The sequence below is a fragment of the Mesonia sediminis genome, from assembly GCF_042684705.1.
In the GTDB taxonomy this organism is placed as follows: Bacteria; Bacteroidota; Bacteroidia; order Flavobacteriales; family Flavobacteriaceae; genus Mesonia; species Mesonia sediminis.
Window position 1 is genome coordinate 198,430 of record NZ_JBHULZ010000023.1, and the last position, 18,248, is coordinate 216,677.

At 35.0% G+C, this 18,248-nt stretch carries 12 protein-coding genes; 6 read left to right on the forward strand and 6 right to left on the reverse strand.

All coding sequences use genetic code 11. The features are described 5' to 3' along the window. Positions 1-370 precede the first annotated feature (370 nt). Complete coding sequence (locus tag ACFSQ0_RS04130; RefSeq protein ID WP_379044533.1) at positions 371-820, forward strand: VOC family protein; 450 nt, start codon at positions 371-373, stop codon at positions 818-820. Between the two features lie 125 nt (positions 821-945). Beyond that, the gene (locus ACFSQ0_RS04135) at positions 946-1,419 is read left to right on the forward strand and encodes a hypothetical protein (RefSeq protein WP_379044536.1); all 474 of its coding nucleotides are present in this window, start codon (positions 946-948) and stop codon (positions 1,417-1,419) included. Between the two features lie 75 nt (positions 1,420-1,494). On the opposite strand, the gene ACFSQ0_RS04140 is transcribed toward ACFSQ0_RS04135, so the two are convergent. Next, complete coding sequence (locus ACFSQ0_RS04140; protein WP_379044539.1) at positions 1,495-2,667, reverse strand: GlmU family protein; 1,173 nt, start codon at positions 2,665-2,667, stop codon at positions 1,495-1,497. 146 nt (positions 2,668-2,813) lie between these two features. Between ACFSQ0_RS04140 and panB the strand changes: the two genes are divergently transcribed. From panB to ACFSQ0_RS04160, 4 genes are all read left to right on the forward strand, one after another. After that, on the forward strand, positions 2,814-3,632 hold the full coding sequence (gene panB, locus ACFSQ0_RS04145; RefSeq protein WP_379044547.1) for a 3-methyl-2-oxobutanoate hydroxymethyltransferase: 819 nt from the start codon (positions 2,814-2,816) through the stop codon (positions 3,630-3,632). A 2-nt stretch (positions 3,633-3,634) separates the two neighbouring features. Then, positions 3,635-3,985 carry an SdpI family protein gene (locus ACFSQ0_RS04150; RefSeq protein WP_379044550.1) on the forward strand — a complete coding sequence of 117 codons (351 nt, stop codon included), beginning with the start codon at positions 3,635-3,637 and terminating at the stop codon, positions 3,983-3,985. Beyond that, positions 3,982-4,683, forward strand: a complete 702-nt coding sequence (locus ACFSQ0_RS04155) for an RluA family pseudouridine synthase (RefSeq protein WP_379044553.1) — start codon at positions 3,982-3,984, stop codon at positions 4,681-4,683. The genes ACFSQ0_RS04150 and ACFSQ0_RS04155 overlap by 4 nt, the downstream gene beginning before the upstream one ends. Before the next feature lie 65 nt (positions 4,684-4,748). Next, on the forward strand, positions 4,749-6,134 hold the full coding sequence (locus ACFSQ0_RS04160; protein ID WP_379044556.1) for an aldehyde dehydrogenase family protein: 1,386 nt from the start codon (positions 4,749-4,751) through the stop codon (positions 6,132-6,134). A gap of 626 nt (positions 6,135-6,760) precedes the next feature. Here the strand turns inward: ACFSQ0_RS04160 and ACFSQ0_RS04165 are convergent. From ACFSQ0_RS04165 to ACFSQ0_RS04185, 5 genes are all read right to left on the reverse strand, one after another. Next, entirely contained in the window at positions 6,761-7,915 is a 1,155-nt protein-coding gene (locus ACFSQ0_RS04165) for a DUF2891 domain-containing protein (RefSeq protein WP_379044559.1), read from the reverse strand. A 100-nt stretch (positions 7,916-8,015) separates the two neighbouring features. After that, on the reverse strand, positions 8,016-9,554 hold the full coding sequence (locus ACFSQ0_RS04170; RefSeq protein WP_379044562.1) for a YifB family Mg chelatase-like AAA ATPase: 1,539 nt from the start codon (positions 9,552-9,554) through the stop codon (positions 8,016-8,018). Positions 9,555-9,853: 299 nt separating this feature from the next. Next, positions 9,854-10,726, reverse strand: a complete 873-nt coding sequence (locus ACFSQ0_RS04175; RefSeq protein WP_379044565.1) for a phosphatase PAP2 family protein — start codon at positions 10,724-10,726, stop codon at positions 9,854-9,856. 2 nt (positions 10,727-10,728) lie between these two features. Beyond that, positions 10,729-13,011 carry a translocation and assembly module lipoprotein TamL gene (gene tamL / locus ACFSQ0_RS04180; RefSeq protein WP_379044568.1) on the reverse strand — a complete coding sequence of 761 codons (2,283 nt, stop codon included), beginning with the start codon at positions 13,009-13,011 and terminating at the stop codon, positions 10,729-10,731. Continuing rightward, positions 13,004-18,100, reverse strand: coding sequence for a translocation/assembly module TamB domain-containing protein (locus ACFSQ0_RS04185; RefSeq protein ID WP_379044571.1), 5,097 nt, complete (start codon positions 18,098-18,100; stop codon positions 13,004-13,006). Before ACFSQ0_RS04185 ends, tamL begins: the two co-directional genes overlap by 8 nt. Positions 18,101-18,248: the final 148 nt, after the last annotated feature.

The window sequence follows — 18,248 nt, forward strand, 5'->3', positions numbered from 1 at the left end:
TTACCAACTGATATAAAAATTCATTAGACATATTTAAATCAAATTATATTTTAAAATCAGATAAAAAGGCGGTCCGTAACCAAGTAAAATGAAATTCTACAAAAGCTGCTGTGCTTGTGAAGACAAGCTGCTGTGTTCGTAATCACAAACTGCTGTGCTTGTAAAGACAAACTGCTGTGCTTATTATCCTAATCTCAGCAGTTTATTCTATACCTTCAAAATCTCCCTTTTTATAAAGAATGCTTAGGCATATTTTTTTTCTTCTTAACGGATACTTTTGAGTGTTTATGAGCAGCTAAACCATTTGAGAAAGTAAACTTTTAGGTTATTTATAGCAGTTAAAAAAAGTATATTTGTATAAAAGTATAAAATGAACCAAAATAAAAAATCAGATTCAAGTGAACTTGAACCTAAGGTAACCGGTATAGGGGGTATTTTTTTCTTCTCAGAAAACCCAGAGAAAACCAAAGAATGGTATGCTCAACACCTTGGGTTAAAGGTTAACCAATGGGGTTCTAGTTTTGAATTTAGGAATGCAAATAGGCCAGACGAAATCAATTATTTACAGTGGAGTCCTTTTCAAAAAGGAAGTGAATACTTTGACCCTTCAAAAAAAGAGTTTATGATCAATTACCGGGTTCAAAATATTGAGGCTTTGATAAAAAAGCTTAAAGCCGATGGCGTTCAAGTTTTAGATGAAATTGCCAGTTATGACTATGGCAAATTTGTACATATTATGGATGCCGAAGGTAATAAAATTGAATTATGGGAGCCCGTAGATCACGTGTTTACAGCAATGGGTGGCGAGACTACAAAATAATAGATGTACCAACAACAATCTTAAATAGTACTGTCATCGCGTATCTTACTTAGCCGCTTTATTTTATTTGTGGTTTTAAATTGTGAGATTTATTACAAGATATAGGCTATTTTTATAGGTCTTTGATGAAAATTTTTCCCGAAATCTACCGGCAATTCCGTTTAATAGATACAAAAGAGCGAAGTATAAACCGGTTAAACCGACGAACAGAATATTCTAAACGGTTATATTCTCAATACACCGATAAATCATTTCGCGGTGAGGTAAGTAGCACGCATTTTAAACTTATATCTTCCAGCATAGGCAGGGGGGCATTTTGTGTTTCAACAGGTAAATTAAAAGAGAGAGAAGGATCGGTTAAGGTAAAAATACATCCGTTTTTTAAATATGCTTTATATTTCTTTTACGCTTTACCCATTGTCGGATTTTTTGTAGAGTTTATACTTGTTTCCGAGAATAATTGGCCCATATTAATTTTGGTTGCTATAGGGCAGATGCTATTCATTCGCTATCTGTTTATAGGTTTAGCCTTTCGGATATTGGCTAGAGAAAGCCTACATCGACTGCGGGATGTTCTAGATATTGAGTTTACTGTATGAGCCTTCAAATTCCAACCATTTTAAATCAAATAACTTGAAATAAAAGCATTGCCCTTTAGTTTTGATCAATTTGCTTTAGTCGCGTCTGTATTTTTTGGTTTGCTCAAACACAGCTTCAAGAATAGCTTGATCTTCTTCCGTAAAGGTTATATTACGCCTTTTCATAACAATCTCACAAACCTCAAAAGCTTTTTTGGTTTGGTAGGTAGTGGTACCTTGGTTGCCTCCCCAAGTAAAACTAGGAACAAAGTTTCTAGGAAAACCAGCACCAAAAATATTACTGCTTACCCCAACAACTGTTCCTGTATTAAACATGGTATTTATCGCACATTTAGAATGGTCACCCATCATTAAACCGCAAAACTGCAATCCGGTTTTTGCAAAACGCTCGGTTTCATAATCCCATAGGCGCACCTCGGCATAATTGTTCTTAAGGTTAGAGTTGTTGGTATCTGCCCCCAAATTGCACCATTCACCCAATACCGAGTTACCTAAAAAGCCATCGTGGCCTTTATTAGAATATCCCATCATTACCGAATTGTTTACCTCCCCTCCTACTTTACAATACGGACCGATAGTGGTGGCCCCATAGATTTTACTGCCCATTTTAACGGTGGCATTCTCGCATAAAGCAAAAGGTCCCCTTATGGCAGAATTCTCCATTATTTCGGCATTCTTACCAATGTAAATAGGACCATCTTTAGTATTTAAACTAGCATTGTTCAATTGAGCTCCTTTTTCAACAAAAACCAAATCTGGATTTTCACAGTAAACACTGTGCGGTATCTTTTCTGAGGTACGGCCCTGTGTTAACAAATTAAAATCTTCGGTAATAGCTTTTGCATTCTTTTTAAATATATCCCAAGTATGAGCAATAAATAAAGGTTCTTCTTTGACATGCACAGGGTTAAGATTTTCTAGAATTACTTCTTCATCTTCTCTGGTCCAAAAAGCGATGTATTCTTCTTCGTGAACCAAAACTTCATTTGGCTTTAATTGTTTTACCTGCTCTACTAAACTGGGCGAAGGACAAAAGGCAGCATTAATCAATATATTTTCTTCAAGCTCAACCATAGGCCATTTATCGCTTAAATATTCTTGCGTAATAGTCGTGGTTGTAGTTTGTAAATATCGCTCCCATTTTTCGCGTATCCTTAAAATGCCAATGCGCAAATCGGCTACGGGCTTGGTAAAAGTAAAAGGTAAAAGCTGATCTCTAAAAGCGCCATCAAATAATATGTAGTTCATAACCCAGGTGTTTAAAAAACGAAAATAAGAAAAAATGCTCTTTATTGATTTATTCTAGAAAATAAAAGCTCTATTTCTTTAGGGAGGCAATTATTGGACATGGGAAACTAATTGCTTATTTTTACACAGAATTTTAAACCTAATTTATGTCAACTGCCAAAAAACAATACAAACGAGTAACGGTAAAATCGTTGGTCGATATGAAACAACGTAAAGAAAAAATATCGATGTTAACCGCCTACGATTATACCATGGCAAAAATAGTAGATGGCGCAGGAATAGATGTTATTTTAGTTGGCGACTCTGCTTCAAATGTAATGGCTGGGCACGAAACAACGCTTCCCATAACGCTTGACCAAATGATCTACCATGCGTCATCTGTAATTCGCGGTATAGATAGGTCTCTGGTTGTGGTAGATCTTCCCTTTGGTAGCTACCAAAGCGACCCTAAAGAAGCTTTGCGATCGGCTATTCGTATTATGAAAGAAAGTGGCGGACACGCGGTAAAATTAGAAGGTGGTAAAGAAGTTAAAGACTCAATTAAACGAATTTTGAATGCTGGTATTCCGGTTATGGGACACCTGGGTCTTACGCCCCAGTCTATCTATAAATTTGGCACCTACACGGTACGAGCCAAAGAAGAAGCAGAAGCAGAAAAACTAAAGAGCGATGCAAAAATGCTTGAAAAACTAGGTTGCTTTGCTGTCGTTTTAGAAAAAGTACCCGCTCAATTGGCAAAAGAAGTAGCCGAAAGCATTTCAATACCCGTGATTGGTATTGGCGCTGGTGCGGGAGTTGATGGTCAAGTTTTAGTAGTTCATGACATGATTGGGATGACCCACGAGTTTAATCCTAGGTTTTTAAGACGATATCTCGATTTATACTCCGAAATGACACAGGCTTTCAAGCAATACAACGATGATGTAAAATCTGGTGACTTTCCCAACGCAGAGGAACAATATTAAAAATGAGTATATTTTTAAGTCTAGATGCGCTGCTAGGCATAATATTCTTGGTGGTTGGCTTACTGCTTAAATATAAGCCACCTAAAAAAATAAATATGCTCTATGGTTATAGAACAACTCGATCTATGCAGAGCCAAGAAGCTTGGGATTTTGCTCAGAAAAGTGCGGCACAACGGAGCATAGAAATAGGTTTATTTTTATTGATAATTGGTATTTTAGGGCATTTTTGGCTAAGACAACAACAGGTTTTAGCCACAGCTTTGAGCCTATTCGCTTTATTGGCAGCTATTCTTTATTTGATTATACATGTTGAAAACGCTTTGAAAAAAAAGTTTAAAAAGCAAAAGCCATGAAAAATCATTCGACAATAGATAACCTTGAGGTTATTTATGAGGACAATCACCTTATTGTGATTAATAAAAAAGCAGGCGATTTAGTACAAGGCGATAAAACCCAAGATATTCCGCTAAGCGAGATTGTAAAAGCCTACCTCAAAAAGAAGTATAACAAGCCTGGAAACGTTTATTTAGGTGTGGTGCATCGTTTAGATCGGCCCACTTCTGGAGTGGTACTGTTTGCCAAAACCTCCAAAGCTTTACCACGGCTTAATAAACAATTTGCCGAAAAAGAAAATAAAAAAACTTATTGGGCTATCGTAAAACCAGGCGAACTTAATACAGCAGGCAAATTGGTGCATTATATGCTTAGAAACCCTAAACAAAATAAATCTTATGCGCACAAAAATGAAGTACCCAATAGCAAAAAGGCAATATTAAGGTACCGGCTTTTACAGAGATTAGATCACTATAATTTATTGGAAATCGATTTGGAAACCGGTAGGCATCACCAAATAAGGAGCCAGCTTTCAGCTATGGGTTGCCCGATAAAAGGAGATTTAAAATATGGCTTCAATCGAAGTAATAAAGATGCCAGCATTCATCTACACGCTAAAACGCTAAGTATTATGCACCCTGTCAAAAAAGAGAGAATTAGTTTTGACGCCCCACTACCCGAAGATCCACTGTGGGACGCCGTTCGGCATTTAAGTTAAATTGCTAGAAAAATATAGCTGCTACTTTTTAATTTGTTATTTTAAAACAATTCAAAATAACATTTATGAACCAGCAGGATTTAGAAGCAGTATTTAAATGTCAATCCGATCTTATTGCTAGAAACGAATCAATTTCCGTAAAGGAACGCGTAAAACTATTAAGAAGTTTAAAAAAGGAGATTCAGAAGAAGGAATCTAGTATTATAACTGCGCTTAAAAAAGATTTTCATAAACCATACTTTGAGACGATGATTACCGAAGTTTTAGTGGTTTATAAGGAACTAAACCTTTTTATAAAAAATCTTGAACATTGGGCGAAACCTAAGAAGGTAAAATCAAGTTGGTTGAATTTTCCATCTCGTGCTCAGCTTGTTCCTAAAGCCTATGGGCAAGTATTAATTATCTCTCCTTGGAATTACCCTTTCCAATTAGCTATGAATCCGCTTATTGGAGCAATTGCTGCAGGAAACAGAGTGGTGTTAAAACCCTCTGAACATAGCGCAGCAACATCAAATATTTTAGCAACAATAATCGCAAAGGTTTTTGAGCCCTTACACGTGAAGGTGGTTATCGGCGACCAAGAGGTAGCCCAAGAGCTTTTACAATTTAAGTGGGATTTTATTTTTTTTACTGGAAGTACTTCTGTAGGGAAAATTATACAACAAAGGGCAGCCAAAAGTCTTATTCCTACGGTTTTAGAGTTAGGAGGGAAAAATCCGTGTATCGTAGATGAGACGGCAAATATAGAATTAAGCGCCAAGCGTATCGTTTGGGGGAAGTTTATTAACGCTGGCCAAACGTGTATAGCCCCCGATTATATTTTGGTACAGCAAAAAGTGAAAGGTAAACTTATTGAAGCGATTACCAAACACCTCAAGCAATTTTATCAAAATTTAAATCCAGAATCTGAGGATTATGCCCACATTATAAATGAAAAACATTTTAACCGGCTTACAAATTATTTAGTAGACTTAAAAGTACTTTATGGCGGAAAGCATGATAAAACCTATCGGTTTATTGCGCCAACATTGGTAGACGAACCGCCAAATAATCACCCTATTTTGAATGAAGAAATCTTTGGGCCTATTCTTCCTATTTTAGGTTTTGAAGAAATAGCTTCTCTTAAAAAGGTGATTCAAAAGAATAAAAATCCTCTAGCTAGTTACATTTTTTCTCGAAACAAGGATAACATTCGGTTAATCGGAGAAAGTTTTTTATCGGGCGGTTTAGTGATAAACGATGTGTTGATTCATTTTGTTAACGACCGCTTACCCTTTGGGGGTGTAGGAGATAGTGGTTTAGGTCATTATCACGGCAAACATAGTTTTGAATGTTTTAGTCATTTACAGTCAAAAGTTATTCGTAAAAATTATTGGGACCCGCCTTTTCGTTATCCTCCTTATTTCGAAAAAGAAAAATGGCTACAAAAAATTAAAAAGTTATTTTTTTAAAGTTTTAAATTAAGTTTATCAAGTTAACCTGGATTTTGAATTTTTTTTTTAAAGGTATAAATAAAATTGTTCTCCATTTTGTACAACCTGGATAAGCACTTATCGAAAATTTGATAGCTAATAAGATATACTATTTATTAATTATCTGAACTAAATTATAATCAAAAAAACGATATAGATAAAATCTATATACCACATCTAATATTTTGTATTTGAGTGTATTAGAATTATCATTTAAAGTATTTATTTAAGTATGGTAAAAAATTAAACTCAGAAAATAAAAAGTTCAATAAGCGCTAATTTTTGACAAAATTTTTAGCGATAAAAGAAAAGACATGGTTATAACCTGATATTTAAATTCTCTTTATTTTAAAAATTTTTCTGAAAAGGTTAAATTGAGAAGTGAAAAAATAAAAACCATTGAAGATAAATTATATTTTAAAATATAATTTTTGGAAACCTATATAAGTATCATTTAACTAAAAATCGTTCAAAAGATTGTTTAAATAAGTGAGTTTCCTTTAAAAATCAAGTAACTAAATTGCTAGTAATAATTATAAACTAAAACAGACCACCCTACTCTGATTAATTTTTTTAAGACCGCCATAGTAGCGTATTTATACTATCTATTGCTCTCTTTGATTAATGGCATATAAAGCAAAGGTCGCCAGCCAATGTCCGCCCTCATAAGAGTCTCCTGCTATATTATCGAAAGAAGCAGATAAATGCTTTTCTGCAATTGGTTTTAGGTACTCAAATTCTTCGTAGGCATTTGCCAATTCAAAGAGAACACTAGCCCTGCTAAAATTTAGTCCGTCTAAATGAACCAATTTCCCATCGGTTCGATCGGTTACGCTCACAGGTTCTAAACTAAATGATTTATCTAATAACTCTGGCATAAATTCTTTCAGCCACAGCTTAAAAGTTTCCTTTTCGAGAACCTTTTGCATAAGGTTGACTTCCATTAAGCACGGAGAAAAAAAATCGTGTCCACTTGGCTCGTAGGCTAACGGACATGTATTATCATTTAAATAAAAGGCCTTAGCTTTAGTTTCAATTAATTTTTGAAGCGCTTCATCTTTCAAGGTTAGGGCATAATCGTAGGCCAAACTTAAACCAAAAGCCGTGTTTTGATGTTCTCCAACTCGAATAGGATAACTTAAATTGGGTAAGTAATCCTTATAATTCTGTACGATTTTTTGAGTTAATGGCTCTAAATTTTGATGTAAAACAGGAGCGATAGAATCTTCCCAAGTATATAATTCTTCGCTTAATTTTAATAGCCAAGCCCAACCGTAGGTTCGTTCATAAGTCTTATTAATGGGTTTATTAAAATAAGCTACTTCTTCTTTTATATTTTGTTTGGTTAAATTGGTCTTTAACCAAGCTCGAGCGGTCGATGAATTTTTAATTTGTGGATATTGCTTAAGTAAACTAACCATACTCCAATGCCCGTGTACCGAGGAATGCCAATCAAAACAACCGTAAAAACTAGGATGTAAGGCTTTTGGAGTTTTAAGATCACTTTCACTTCCTAAGGTTTGACTTAATTTATTCGGGTATTCTTGATCTACGCATTTTAGTGGCATTTTTAAAAGTTCATTAGCCTGTTTTTCATTTAAAATCACTACTTCATCAGGTAATAAATTCTCACTAATTTCATCTACCAAACTACTGTCTTCTATCGATTCGGCTTTAGCCTTAGAAGTAGTTAATTCAGATTCTTTTTGTTTACAACCTACAAAGCACAGTAAACATAGAACTATTATTAAATTTCTCATAGTACACGATTAAAATGGCGTCTAAATATATTAATTAAATTGCTTTTAAATAATTAAGGAGTATTCAATTTTAGTGTAAAAATATGTTAATCTTATCTTTTTATCCCAACCAGCCATCACGATCGAGACTACGGTATTGTATAGCTTCGCTTATATGGTGACTTTGAATGGCTTCACTTTGCTCTAAATCGGCAATCGTGCGTGAAACTTTTAATATACGATCATAAGCTCTGGCTGATAAGTTTAACCTTTCCATAGCGGTTTTTAGCAATTCCTTACTATCTGGTTTTAACTTACAAAATGCTCTAATTTGCTTTACGCCCATCTGAGCATTGTAGTGAATGTTAGGAATTTCTTCAAAACGTTGAGTCTGTATTTCACGCGCAGCGGTCACCCGTTTCCGTATTGCAGTACTGGGCTCTCCACGTCGTTCATCGCTGAGTTTTTCAAAAGGAACAGGCGTCACCTCTATATGTATGTCTATGCGATCTAATAAAGGACCGCTAATTTTACTCAAATACCGACTCATCTCGGCCGGTGAAGTAGCTACAGGAGCATCGGGATCATTGAAATACCCACCAGGGCTCGGATTCATACTAGCCACTAGCATAAAACTAGAGGGATAAGTTACCGTAAACCGAGCTCTTGAAATGGTAACTTCACGGTCTTCTAAAGGTTGTCTCATTACTTCAAGCACCGTGCGTTTAAATTCCGGTAATTCATCTAAAAACAATACCCCGTTATGAGAAAGTGAAATCTCTCCAGGCTGCGGATAACTTCCGCCTCCAACAAGGGCTACATCTGAAATGGTATGATGCGGACTTCTAAACGGGCGTTGAGCCATTAATCCGCTACTGTTTTTGGTTTTACCTACTACCGAATGAATTTTAGTAGTTTCTAAAGCCTCATGTAAAGTCATAGGCGGAAGTATACTAGGTAATCGTTTGGCTAACATGGTTTTTCCAGAACCTGGCGGACCAATTAAAATAATATTATGTCCGCCAGCAGCAGCAATTTCCATACAACGCTTTATAGATTCTTGACCTTTAACATCAGCAAAATCAAATTCAGGATGCTCTAAACTTTCATAAAACTGCTTTTTGGTATCTACAATAGTCTGCTCTAAAGGAATGTCTTGATCAAAATATTCAATTACCTGCGTAATATTTTCAACGCCGTACACTTTTAACCCATCAACAATAGCTGCTTCAGCTGCATTTTGTTTAGGCAAAATAAAACCCTTAAAACCTTCTTCCTTTGCCTTTATAGCAATGGGTAGCGCGCCTTTAATGGGCTGTAAACTTCCATCTAAAGAAAGTTCTCCCATGATCAAATACTCACCAATTGAGTCAGCTTTTATCTGTTCACTGGCCGCTAATATACCCAAGGCCAAAGTTAAGTCATAAGCACTACCCTCCTTTCTCAAGTCGGCTGGAGCCATATTAATGGTAATTTTTTTTCCCGGAAGCTTATAAGCGTTATTCTGTAAAGCGGCGGCAATTCTAAAACTGCTTTCGCGGATTGCGTTATCGGGTAAACCTACTAGGTGATAACCAATACCACTTACCACATTTACCTCTACCACCACCGTGGTGGCCTCAACGCCAAAAACAGCGCTGCCAAATACCTTAACCAACATATAATTTAGTTTTAGTGAGTAAAATTTTACTGTTGTTTGTTAATAGAAAGGTAAAATTTAATCAATTTATTTAAAACAAAGATATAATATTAAGGTTTTGTCATTTTACTGAAGAAAATTAGTAGTAAAAAAGCAGAAATTAGGATACTAACCAAAAGTATCAACATTGAATTAATTAGAGAAACAAATAGTTTTAGAAGGGCTATTGAATTTAACTCAAAAGCTTTAAGCGGATATTTTCAACGAGACCGAAATGGGGGCTTGTACCAATTACAGAGAATTAATAGTGAAAAAAGCATCTAAAATGTACCCCTTAAACCAATTGAGCTGGGCCCCATTTGCAAGCGCCACGAAATACGATTTCTTTTGGCTTGCTTTAATTCAGTGTCACTTTTCATTTGCTTATCCAAGTAATTGTCTACGCTATCTACAACCACAACAGTAAGAGCGACACTAAGCGCTACATCGGTAAGCCAGTGTGCACCCGCCCAGAGTCGTGAAACGGGAGAAATCATACCGGCTGTTATGAGTCCGCCTTTAATCCAGGGATTATCAAATTGCTTTGATAAGGAATAAAAGGTAGTAAAAGATAAAATAGTATGTCCTGAAGGGAAAGAGTGGTAGCCGCCTCCTGGTTTAAAAGGTTTAAAAGTAAATTTACCCCCATCTGACGGTCTGGCTCTACCGGTTACCTTTTTTGCTACCGTTTGCACCAATCCAGCTGCACTGGCCGAAGTAATCATTAAGATTCCTGTTCTTCTTATTTTCTCATTTTTGGTGAATAAGCCTACTAGGTAAATACCTCCATTTACACCATAATTATTCTGCGGACTACCAAAATACCAACCAAAATCGCGGATAATAGAAGGAATATCTTTTTCTTGACGTTTAAAATACCGGCTGGCATCATCGTCTAAAATATGTAAACCTGCTGTCCCTATACCAATTGCTGCAGCAGTGGCCCAATCGTCTTGATCCCATTTAAACGGACTCGCAAAAACGTTTTTGAATCCGCCCCAAGCGAGAGAGGCATCATATTTAGCTAAATCCCAAGTAGTTATTTTTACAGGTTCTTGTAAACTATCTATGCTATTAAATGCATACTTATTCTGTGCCAAAATAACCCCAAATCCTAACGCAAGAATAAATGTAAGTAAGTATTTTTTTTTCATAATTAAAACGGATAACCAATAGCAAAATTAAATACAGGTTTCGAGTAGTTGAATTTCCAGTTTTGAGCCGGTTTCTTTAATGGGGCTGCTAGATCAAATCGTAATACGAATCCTTGAATATCTACCCGCACTCCTACTCCAGAACCTACGCCAAATTCATTTATAAAATCGCTGGTAAATTTACCACCGGGTAATTTTTCGTTTTCATTCATAAGCCACACATTACCAGCGTCGACAAAAATAGCACCATTTACATAGTTAAACAAAGGAAATCTGTACTCTAGATTGGCTTCTAAGCGTATATCGCCCGACTGGTCAAAAAATCCTCCTTGATCGCTACTTTCATAAGTTCCAGGACCCAGCGAACGAATATTAAAGGCACGTACGCTATACGGACCACCAGAAAAATATTGCTTTACAAAAGGTAAAGTATTCGAATTACCGTATGGAATACCTAAACCGGCAAAAACCCGCCCTACTAAAAATTGATTTTTATTTAAATTTAGATGATAACTTACATCAATATCGGTTTTGGCATATTGCGCATACGCTAGACCCAGAAACTTTTTAACTTGCTCCCCCTTTTTTTGTTTACCGAATAAATCTAAACTGTTACCTGCCGTATCAAAATTTAAGTTAAAATAAATGCCATTTTTATTATTTTCGCTAAGTAACTCATTATAAGTAAAAGAGTATGTCAAGCCTAAGATGAACTGTTGCTCAAAACTTTCTCTTAAAAATGGGTTTTCATTGAGAATGGCTTCAAAATCATTAGTAGTTTTTCCTAAACGAACATAATCTAAATTGAGCAAATTTAAGCTATGCGTCACATACTTATTGGCCTGCCAAGAATACCCGAACGCAGCAGAAATTGAGTTCAAACTATAGAGTTTACTTCTATTTAAATAATCATAACCTACTCTTACATTGGTTTTTGGAGTGCTGTACTTAAACCTATGGTTAATATCAAAAGGAAAAAGCAGTCTAGGAAAACTAACCTGAGTTTCGAGTCCCAATTGCAAACTCTGCAAGCCTTTTTGTTGCCCACCAAATTGTCTTTCATAAGAAAAAGTTGAACCGGTTTTTAAAATTTCTCCGCCTTTTAACCAGTTTTTATTGATATAATCTAAGCCTATACCCGGGCCTCCAAAAGAATTCGATTTGGTAACGGTTTGTAAATTGGCTCGTATTGCCCTTTTTTTATAGGGGGATAACCTGATTTCGGCAACCAATTCATAATGATTGTTTTCGTTTAAAACTGTGTCACTTTCTTTATAAACAATATTAACAAATTTATACACCCCTGTTGAAGCCAAACGCCTACTGGTGCTCTTAGATTTATCTGGGCTATACGTTTCTCCTGGTTTGATTTGTATAAAAGGAGCTAGGCGTTTAGGTTTAAAAAATTGGTTGTTTTGGTAATAATAGATTTCATTATAAACTTCAGGCAAAAGTTTTCTTTTTTCCTTTTCAATGCTTTCATTAGGAAAAACCAAAACGCTATCTATAACATAGGGATATTTTGACCTTTGCGGAATGTTGTTTTTCAAAGACAAAAACAAGTCAAACCTTTGTTTATCATAACGATTGGTGTCTGCCTCAAAAATCAAAAAATCACTATTAAAATTATAATATCCTTTTTCTTTTAAAAATCTATCAATGCGCTCGCGTTCTGCTTTAAATTGCTGTAAGTTAAATCGCATTCCCTTCTTAATTAAGGACTTTTGCAAACTACTTTTAATGTCTTTGTATAATTGCGGCGGATGGATAGAGTCTTCTTCTATCAAATATTCTGCAATGGTATAAGGTTGTTTGGCTGCGATTTTATAATTTACCCATGTAGTTTTTGCCGTAGTATCTTGATCTATTTCATATTTTACATTATAGTAGTAATAACCGTGATTTTCTAGTCTGTTTTTTATGAGGTCTACCGTTTGAGTAATATTTTCTTCGTCAAAATAAACCGGTTCTTCTCCTCTTTTTTTGGCTAAAAATTTATAAATAAATCCTGGATTTTCCTTTTGCCCTTTATAATAAAAAAACAGATTAGGGTACCCCCCTAAAAATTTGGAGTTTGGCTCAGGGTAAAGCACTTTAGCCAAAGCATTCTTAAGGTTTTCATCTTGTTTAAAAGAAGCATAGAGCGTATCATTAAGTTTAATATCTGCGCCAGTGTAAAGCGTTTTATCTTGGGGAATGAATTTTTTGACAGAACAAGCCTGAAGGATCAATGTTAAACACACCAACCATAACAACACGAACCAATTTATACTACTTTTATTCATTTTGGTCTTCATTTGATGTTTCTGTAGCCTTGACTTTATTTGATTTTTGTTTATTTTCTTCTTCGGGAGCGGGCGTCGATGTTTTTTCATTGTTGAGTTCTTTTTTAAACAATTCTTTAAATTGATTAAACTCTCGATTAAAAATTAAAGCTATACCGCTTACAAAAACTTGACCGTCTATTACATTTTCATATTCGCTTTTTCTAAATCCGCGCAAGCGCCACCTTCCCGAAGGTGCTAACAAATATTCAATACTTACATTTCCAATAACCGGATTTTCTTCCCCTGGTCTGGCGTCTCCTTGCACACCAACTTGACTACCGGCTTGTACGATCAAACGGTCATTAAAAAGCTTTTTACTTGCCGAAATATTTAGATCGGTTCGACTTTCTGAGGTCGAGCCTTGGTAGTCGGTATAGGAGTTTAAACCGAAGTCTAAATCGATTCCTGTATCGCCTACCAACTTATCTGAAAATACATTTAATTGATCTGATAAAGCATCGTTAATATTATCTCTTGCCACGGTTGCTGGTCCTCCTGAACTACCATCACTTCCCGAGCTAGGGTAAAATCTATTTAAGACCAATAAAGAAAAAATTTGTTTGTTAAGTGCGTCTTCTTGTTGATTGAGTTGGTTTATTCTTCCGTAAAGCGCTCCGCCAAAGGCCCCGCGTTGGTCTTCAGGAATTCCTAATCTAAAATTAAGCTTAGGTTTAAGTAATTCTCCTTCTACATTTAAATAGACTTGAAAGGGAATGCGTTGTTTAAACTGATTTTGAACTTCTAGAGATGCATTGGAAGTTTGACTGGCCATTAGCGCCGAAGCCGATGTTTTTACTTGATAAATGGCCGTAACATCTAATTGGGCGTCTGTAGGATCTCCCACCCAAGAAATGCTGCTATTATCGGCTAAATCAAACCTGCGTTTTACTAGGTTATAAAGGTTCATTTCATAATGCCCATCGCTAATATCATACCTTCCTGTTAGTGTAGTTCTACCGTTTTTAAAAATATTGAAAAGCAATTCACCTTGACCTACGACTTCTAAATTGTCATTGGTTCGCTCGTCTAAAATGACTTTAAAAGAAGCTCCGGGTTCGACACGTAATTTACTTTTGAGTTCTATGCCTGTTATAAGGGTGTTTTTTTCGGCTTTTGCTTTTTGGGTTAATATATTATCGGGGTTTTCTTTATTTACAAAGACCACTACCCCATCTTGCGTGATACGATTGGCCGCTACATTAGGATAAATATAAGTAATATCTGTACCTTCTTTCACACTTAAATCGGCTTGTATTTTAGGAAAATTCAAGTCTCCCTTTACCTGTGCGTTTAGATCAAAAATTGCTTTACCAAAAAACAAATCATTATCTTCTTCTGTGGCATTTAATGCTAAGAAATCTCGTGCTTTCACACTCAAGTCAAACTCAGGATTAAGTAGAGATTTTGTCAAAATTTGTCCGTTTACTACAAATTGATTTTCTCGTTCATCCTTAATTGTAAATGCATTAAAATCAATCTGTTCTTTAGTAATGCCTATTTTTTCTTTTCCAAGTTTATAAGGAGTGTTTAAAGCGCGAGGTACCACTTGTGCGTTTAGGAAGTTAATGTTTCCTTTATAAGCTAGTTGGTTTTCCTCTTGTGCGAGTTTGATTTGTGCAGCAACTTCTCCCGAAGCCTCTTTAATACTGCTGTCTGCAAATTTTTGCACCAGTTGAAGATTTAATCGCGCAAGATTCAAATCAAACTCATACTGGGTGGTACTTTCTTTAATGGTGTAGTCACCTTTTAATTGCGCCTCTATTTTATCACCTTTTAATTCGGCTAGTAAATCATAAGTTTTATAATCATTGGCTTGGGCATCAATTTTTAAAACGCCTATTTCATTTTCAAGAATATGCAAATTAGCAATCTGTAAATCGGCGGTAAACGCATTTTCTTTTAACGGATTAATAAATTTCACCTCACCATCAAGTAATCCGGTAGCAACCGAATTCTTAGGATTTAAATATTGAAATAAATTTTCAATTTTAAAGTTTTTCCAATCGAGTGCTAATGCAAAATCATTTTCTACACGTTCGGTATGAAACGTAAATACCTGCTCTTGATGCTGAAAACGCATTTGCTCTACTTCTATTTCTTGATCATTAAATACAATTTTGTTTTGGGGTGGTACCTGCCAATTTTTGCCAGCTAATTTTAAATCTTTAGGAAGAATTTGAAAATGTTTGTAGCCCTCTTTTTGATACAAGACCGATTGCAAATTGTAAAAAACATCATTTTCTTGAAAAGCTTTGAAGCTAAAGTACAGTTTCTCGTCTTTGTAATTGGCCAAAAGATTTGTTTTGCCTATTTGAAATGGTCCTGCCTCAATGGCTTGAAATCCTAGATCTAAATCGGCTGTAGCCCCATTTCCTTCAATAGCTAATTTAAAATTACTTAGCTTATTATCAGCATAATTGAGGTAAGGTAAATTGATTGAACCTTTCACGTTGTTTTTGGCTTCGTTAAAAGCAAGCGAAAAACCTAAACTATCCATTTGTTTAATGCCGTCAAAAATAATGTCTTTGAAAATAGGTGTGGGTTTAAATCTACCTGTTAAATTAATCTTTACGGGCGTTTCATTTTCACTAACTTGTAATGAATCTCCACGGTATTGATTAATGTGTTTGCGAAGCGCAACATCTATAACATTAGGGTCATCGTTTGCGTCTAAATTAATTTGTAAAAAATTGCTAGCAACACTCAATAAAGTATTGTCTTGGTCAACGGCAAGATAAGCAGCTAAATCGTCTAAATAATAGGGTCTGTTATCATAAACAGCTACGGTGTTATCTAGGTTTAAACCAGATTGATATTTTTGCATATTGCCTTTAAAGTATCCGCTTAAATCAAATTTTGCACGTATATCACGATTGGTTAAACCAAGCGCATATAAATTGGCTCCCTCTAAATGTAAATTGAAATTAACTTGACTTTTAATCGAATCTAAAACCAGTTGAGTTTGGGCTTCAAAATTCAAATTATCATCTTCAAAAACTGCAAAAATACTGCCTCTACCTTTCTTAATATTGGCCGCTAAACTTAAAGCCGAAAAATCATAATTGGCATAACTTAACTCAGCAAAATTGGTTTTTAGTACAGCATCAAGGTTGTTTAATTGTTCGCCATTCGCTTTGATTTGTGCTGTGAAACTCAAATTACCAAAATCTTCATTTCTTAATATTTGGGCAAGTTGAATTGATGTTGTTTTTATTTCTCCGTCAAAACCATATATCTTATCAATACTAAATTCGCCTTCAATTTGCAAGGATCCTAAGCTCGTTTCTAAAAATGCATCTACTTCTCCCGCATTTACATTACCAGTAAAAGCACTTTGAAGTTCAATTTCTTCTGGTAATTTCAACCCTAAATCTTCGGGTTTTATAAATTGCTCAATCGCCGATTTACGGGTAGTAATTTCAAAAATTGGTAAATCAAATTCTAACTGATCAATATTATTTATATTAGAAAAAACACCTTTTAGGCGACTACTAAAATCTTTTCCCCAACTTACATTTAGTTGTTTAATATTTAAAGCGCTTAAATTACCTTCTGCTTTTAATTTCGCTTGAAGCGGATTTTTTTCCAACCGCACAAAAACCTCATTTTGTTTTAAATGAGGGGCAAAATAATTGGCCTCCTTCCATTGGGTTTGTAAATTATCAATATTAATTTGAAAATCTGCTCGATCAAAATCACTTATAAAGTCGTTTAAATTGGCATAATTTATTTCAAGATCTCCTCGCAGAGTTGAAGTATTGGTACCCAGTTTTAAACGCTTCAGCCTTAGTTTTTCATCGGTGATTTTGGCAAGAAAAGAGGCTTCTTTTAATTTAAAACCACTAGATTCTTCAAAAATTAGTTTTTCTAAATCTAAATTGACTAGTTTATTTTTCCCTAGCTTTAAGTTTTTAGCTTTAAAATAAAGCCCGGTGATTCTCATCGCTTGAGGGTTAAACACATTTTTTTGTTCTTTCTGATTGCCTTGGTAATAACTTATTTGATTATTTTCAAAATCGATATTGCCTAGATTCACCTCCCAATTAGGCCAGATATTTGTACTTGAAGGCTTATCAACCTGTTGTGATTCACTTTCTGAATTATTCGTCAAAGGCAGGTCGATACTTACATTTGATTCAACCAGTCCTAGCTTTGTAATTTCTATTTTTTGTTGGTTTAGATCCAAATTACCCTTGCTCAATAAAAAATCAGAGAGATTGACATCCGCTTTAAGCTGATTCGGTTTATCTAAATATTTAAATTTTACTTCTTTCAACCTAATCTCATTCATTTTTAAATGAGGCAAATCGCTTTGGGCAGTATCTTGAACTATGAATTGTGGCTCACTCTGCACATAATTAATCAAAGCCTTTTGAAAGTGCAATTTATCAATAAAATAATGTTGTTTTTCAAGATCAAATTGCTGCATGGATATATCTAAGGCGTTAAATTTAACTTTTAAATCACTTCCCAAAACTGCATCCTGATAAGTAAAATTAAAATCTGAAAAATAAAAGTCGCCTAAATTAATCTTAAGTGGTTGATTTTGATTTTCTGCACTCGTATTTTTTTGTGTTTGACTTGAATCCGCGAAAGCCTCTATTAGAAACTGAAAGTTAAACCCTGCTAAGGTATCTTTTCTTTTTATATTGGCCACGGCCCCATCCCACTCTAGAGAGTTAATGTTTAGATTATTGTTTGATAATATAGGATATAACGGGATGTCGGCTTCTAATTGCCGGGTAAACAATAAAGTATCACCTTGTTTATCTTCTAGATAAAGTCCTTCTAAATTGATATTTCCTTGCCAAGTTATAAAGAGTTTGTCAAGTTGAACAACCGTTTCCGTTTTACCACTCACGTAATCAATTACGCGATTAACAATAATACTTTGACCCCAAGGTGAACGTATAAATAAAAGCAAAAGCACAAATAATATGAAAATCACCAAAAAGAATTTGGCAATAAACCTCAGTACACGCTTATACATAGCAGTGTTTTCTTTTTTATTTGGCTTAGATTTTTCTTTAGTTGCTTGTTGAGTCAATTCTTAGAGTTTTCGCGCAAATTTAGTTTAGCCCTGGAATATTTGTCGAGGCCGTGTTGTTTAAATTTAGTTAAAGTTAGTAAACAAGCGCGTCAATGATAAAATCTTTTAACACTATTAACAAAAAATGTTATAAATGGTTAAATAA

Excerpts from the sequence above, each read along its gene's own strand:
- ACFSQ0_RS04170 (WP_379044562.1), bottom strand. The coding sequence starts at position 9,554 with ATGTTGGTTAAGGTATTTGGCAGCGCTGTTTTTGGCGTTGAGGCCACC.
- ACFSQ0_RS04140 (WP_379044539.1), bottom strand. The coding sequence starts at position 2,667 with ATGAACTACATATTATTTGATGGCGCTTTTAGAGATCAGCTTTTACCT.
- ACFSQ0_RS04130 (WP_379044533.1), top strand. The coding sequence starts at position 371 with ATGAACCAAAATAAAAAATCAGATTCAAGTGAACTTGAACCTAAGGTA.
- ACFSQ0_RS04160 (WP_379044556.1), top strand. The coding sequence starts at position 4,749 with ATGAACCAGCAGGATTTAGAAGCAGTATTTAAATGTCAATCCGATCTT.
- ACFSQ0_RS04175 (WP_379044565.1), bottom strand. The coding sequence starts at position 10,726 with ATGAAAAAAAAATACTTACTTACATTTATTCTTGCGTTAGGATTTGGG.
- panB (WP_379044547.1), top strand. The coding sequence starts at position 2,814 with ATGTCAACTGCCAAAAAACAATACAAACGAGTAACGGTAAAATCGTTG.
- tamL (WP_379044568.1), bottom strand. The coding sequence starts at position 13,011 with ATGAATAAAAGTAGTATAAATTGGTTCGTGTTGTTATGGTTGGTGTGT.
- ACFSQ0_RS04165 (WP_379044559.1), bottom strand. The coding sequence starts at position 7,915 with ATGAGAAATTTAATAATAGTTCTATGTTTACTGTGCTTTGTAGGTTGT.
- ACFSQ0_RS04150 (WP_379044550.1), top strand. The coding sequence starts at position 3,635 with ATGAGTATATTTTTAAGTCTAGATGCGCTGCTAGGCATAATATTCTTG.
- ACFSQ0_RS04135 (WP_379044536.1), top strand. The coding sequence starts at position 946 with ATGAAAATTTTTCCCGAAATCTACCGGCAATTCCGTTTAATAGATACA.
- ACFSQ0_RS04155 (WP_379044553.1), top strand. The coding sequence starts at position 3,982 with ATGAAAAATCATTCGACAATAGATAACCTTGAGGTTATTTATGAGGAC.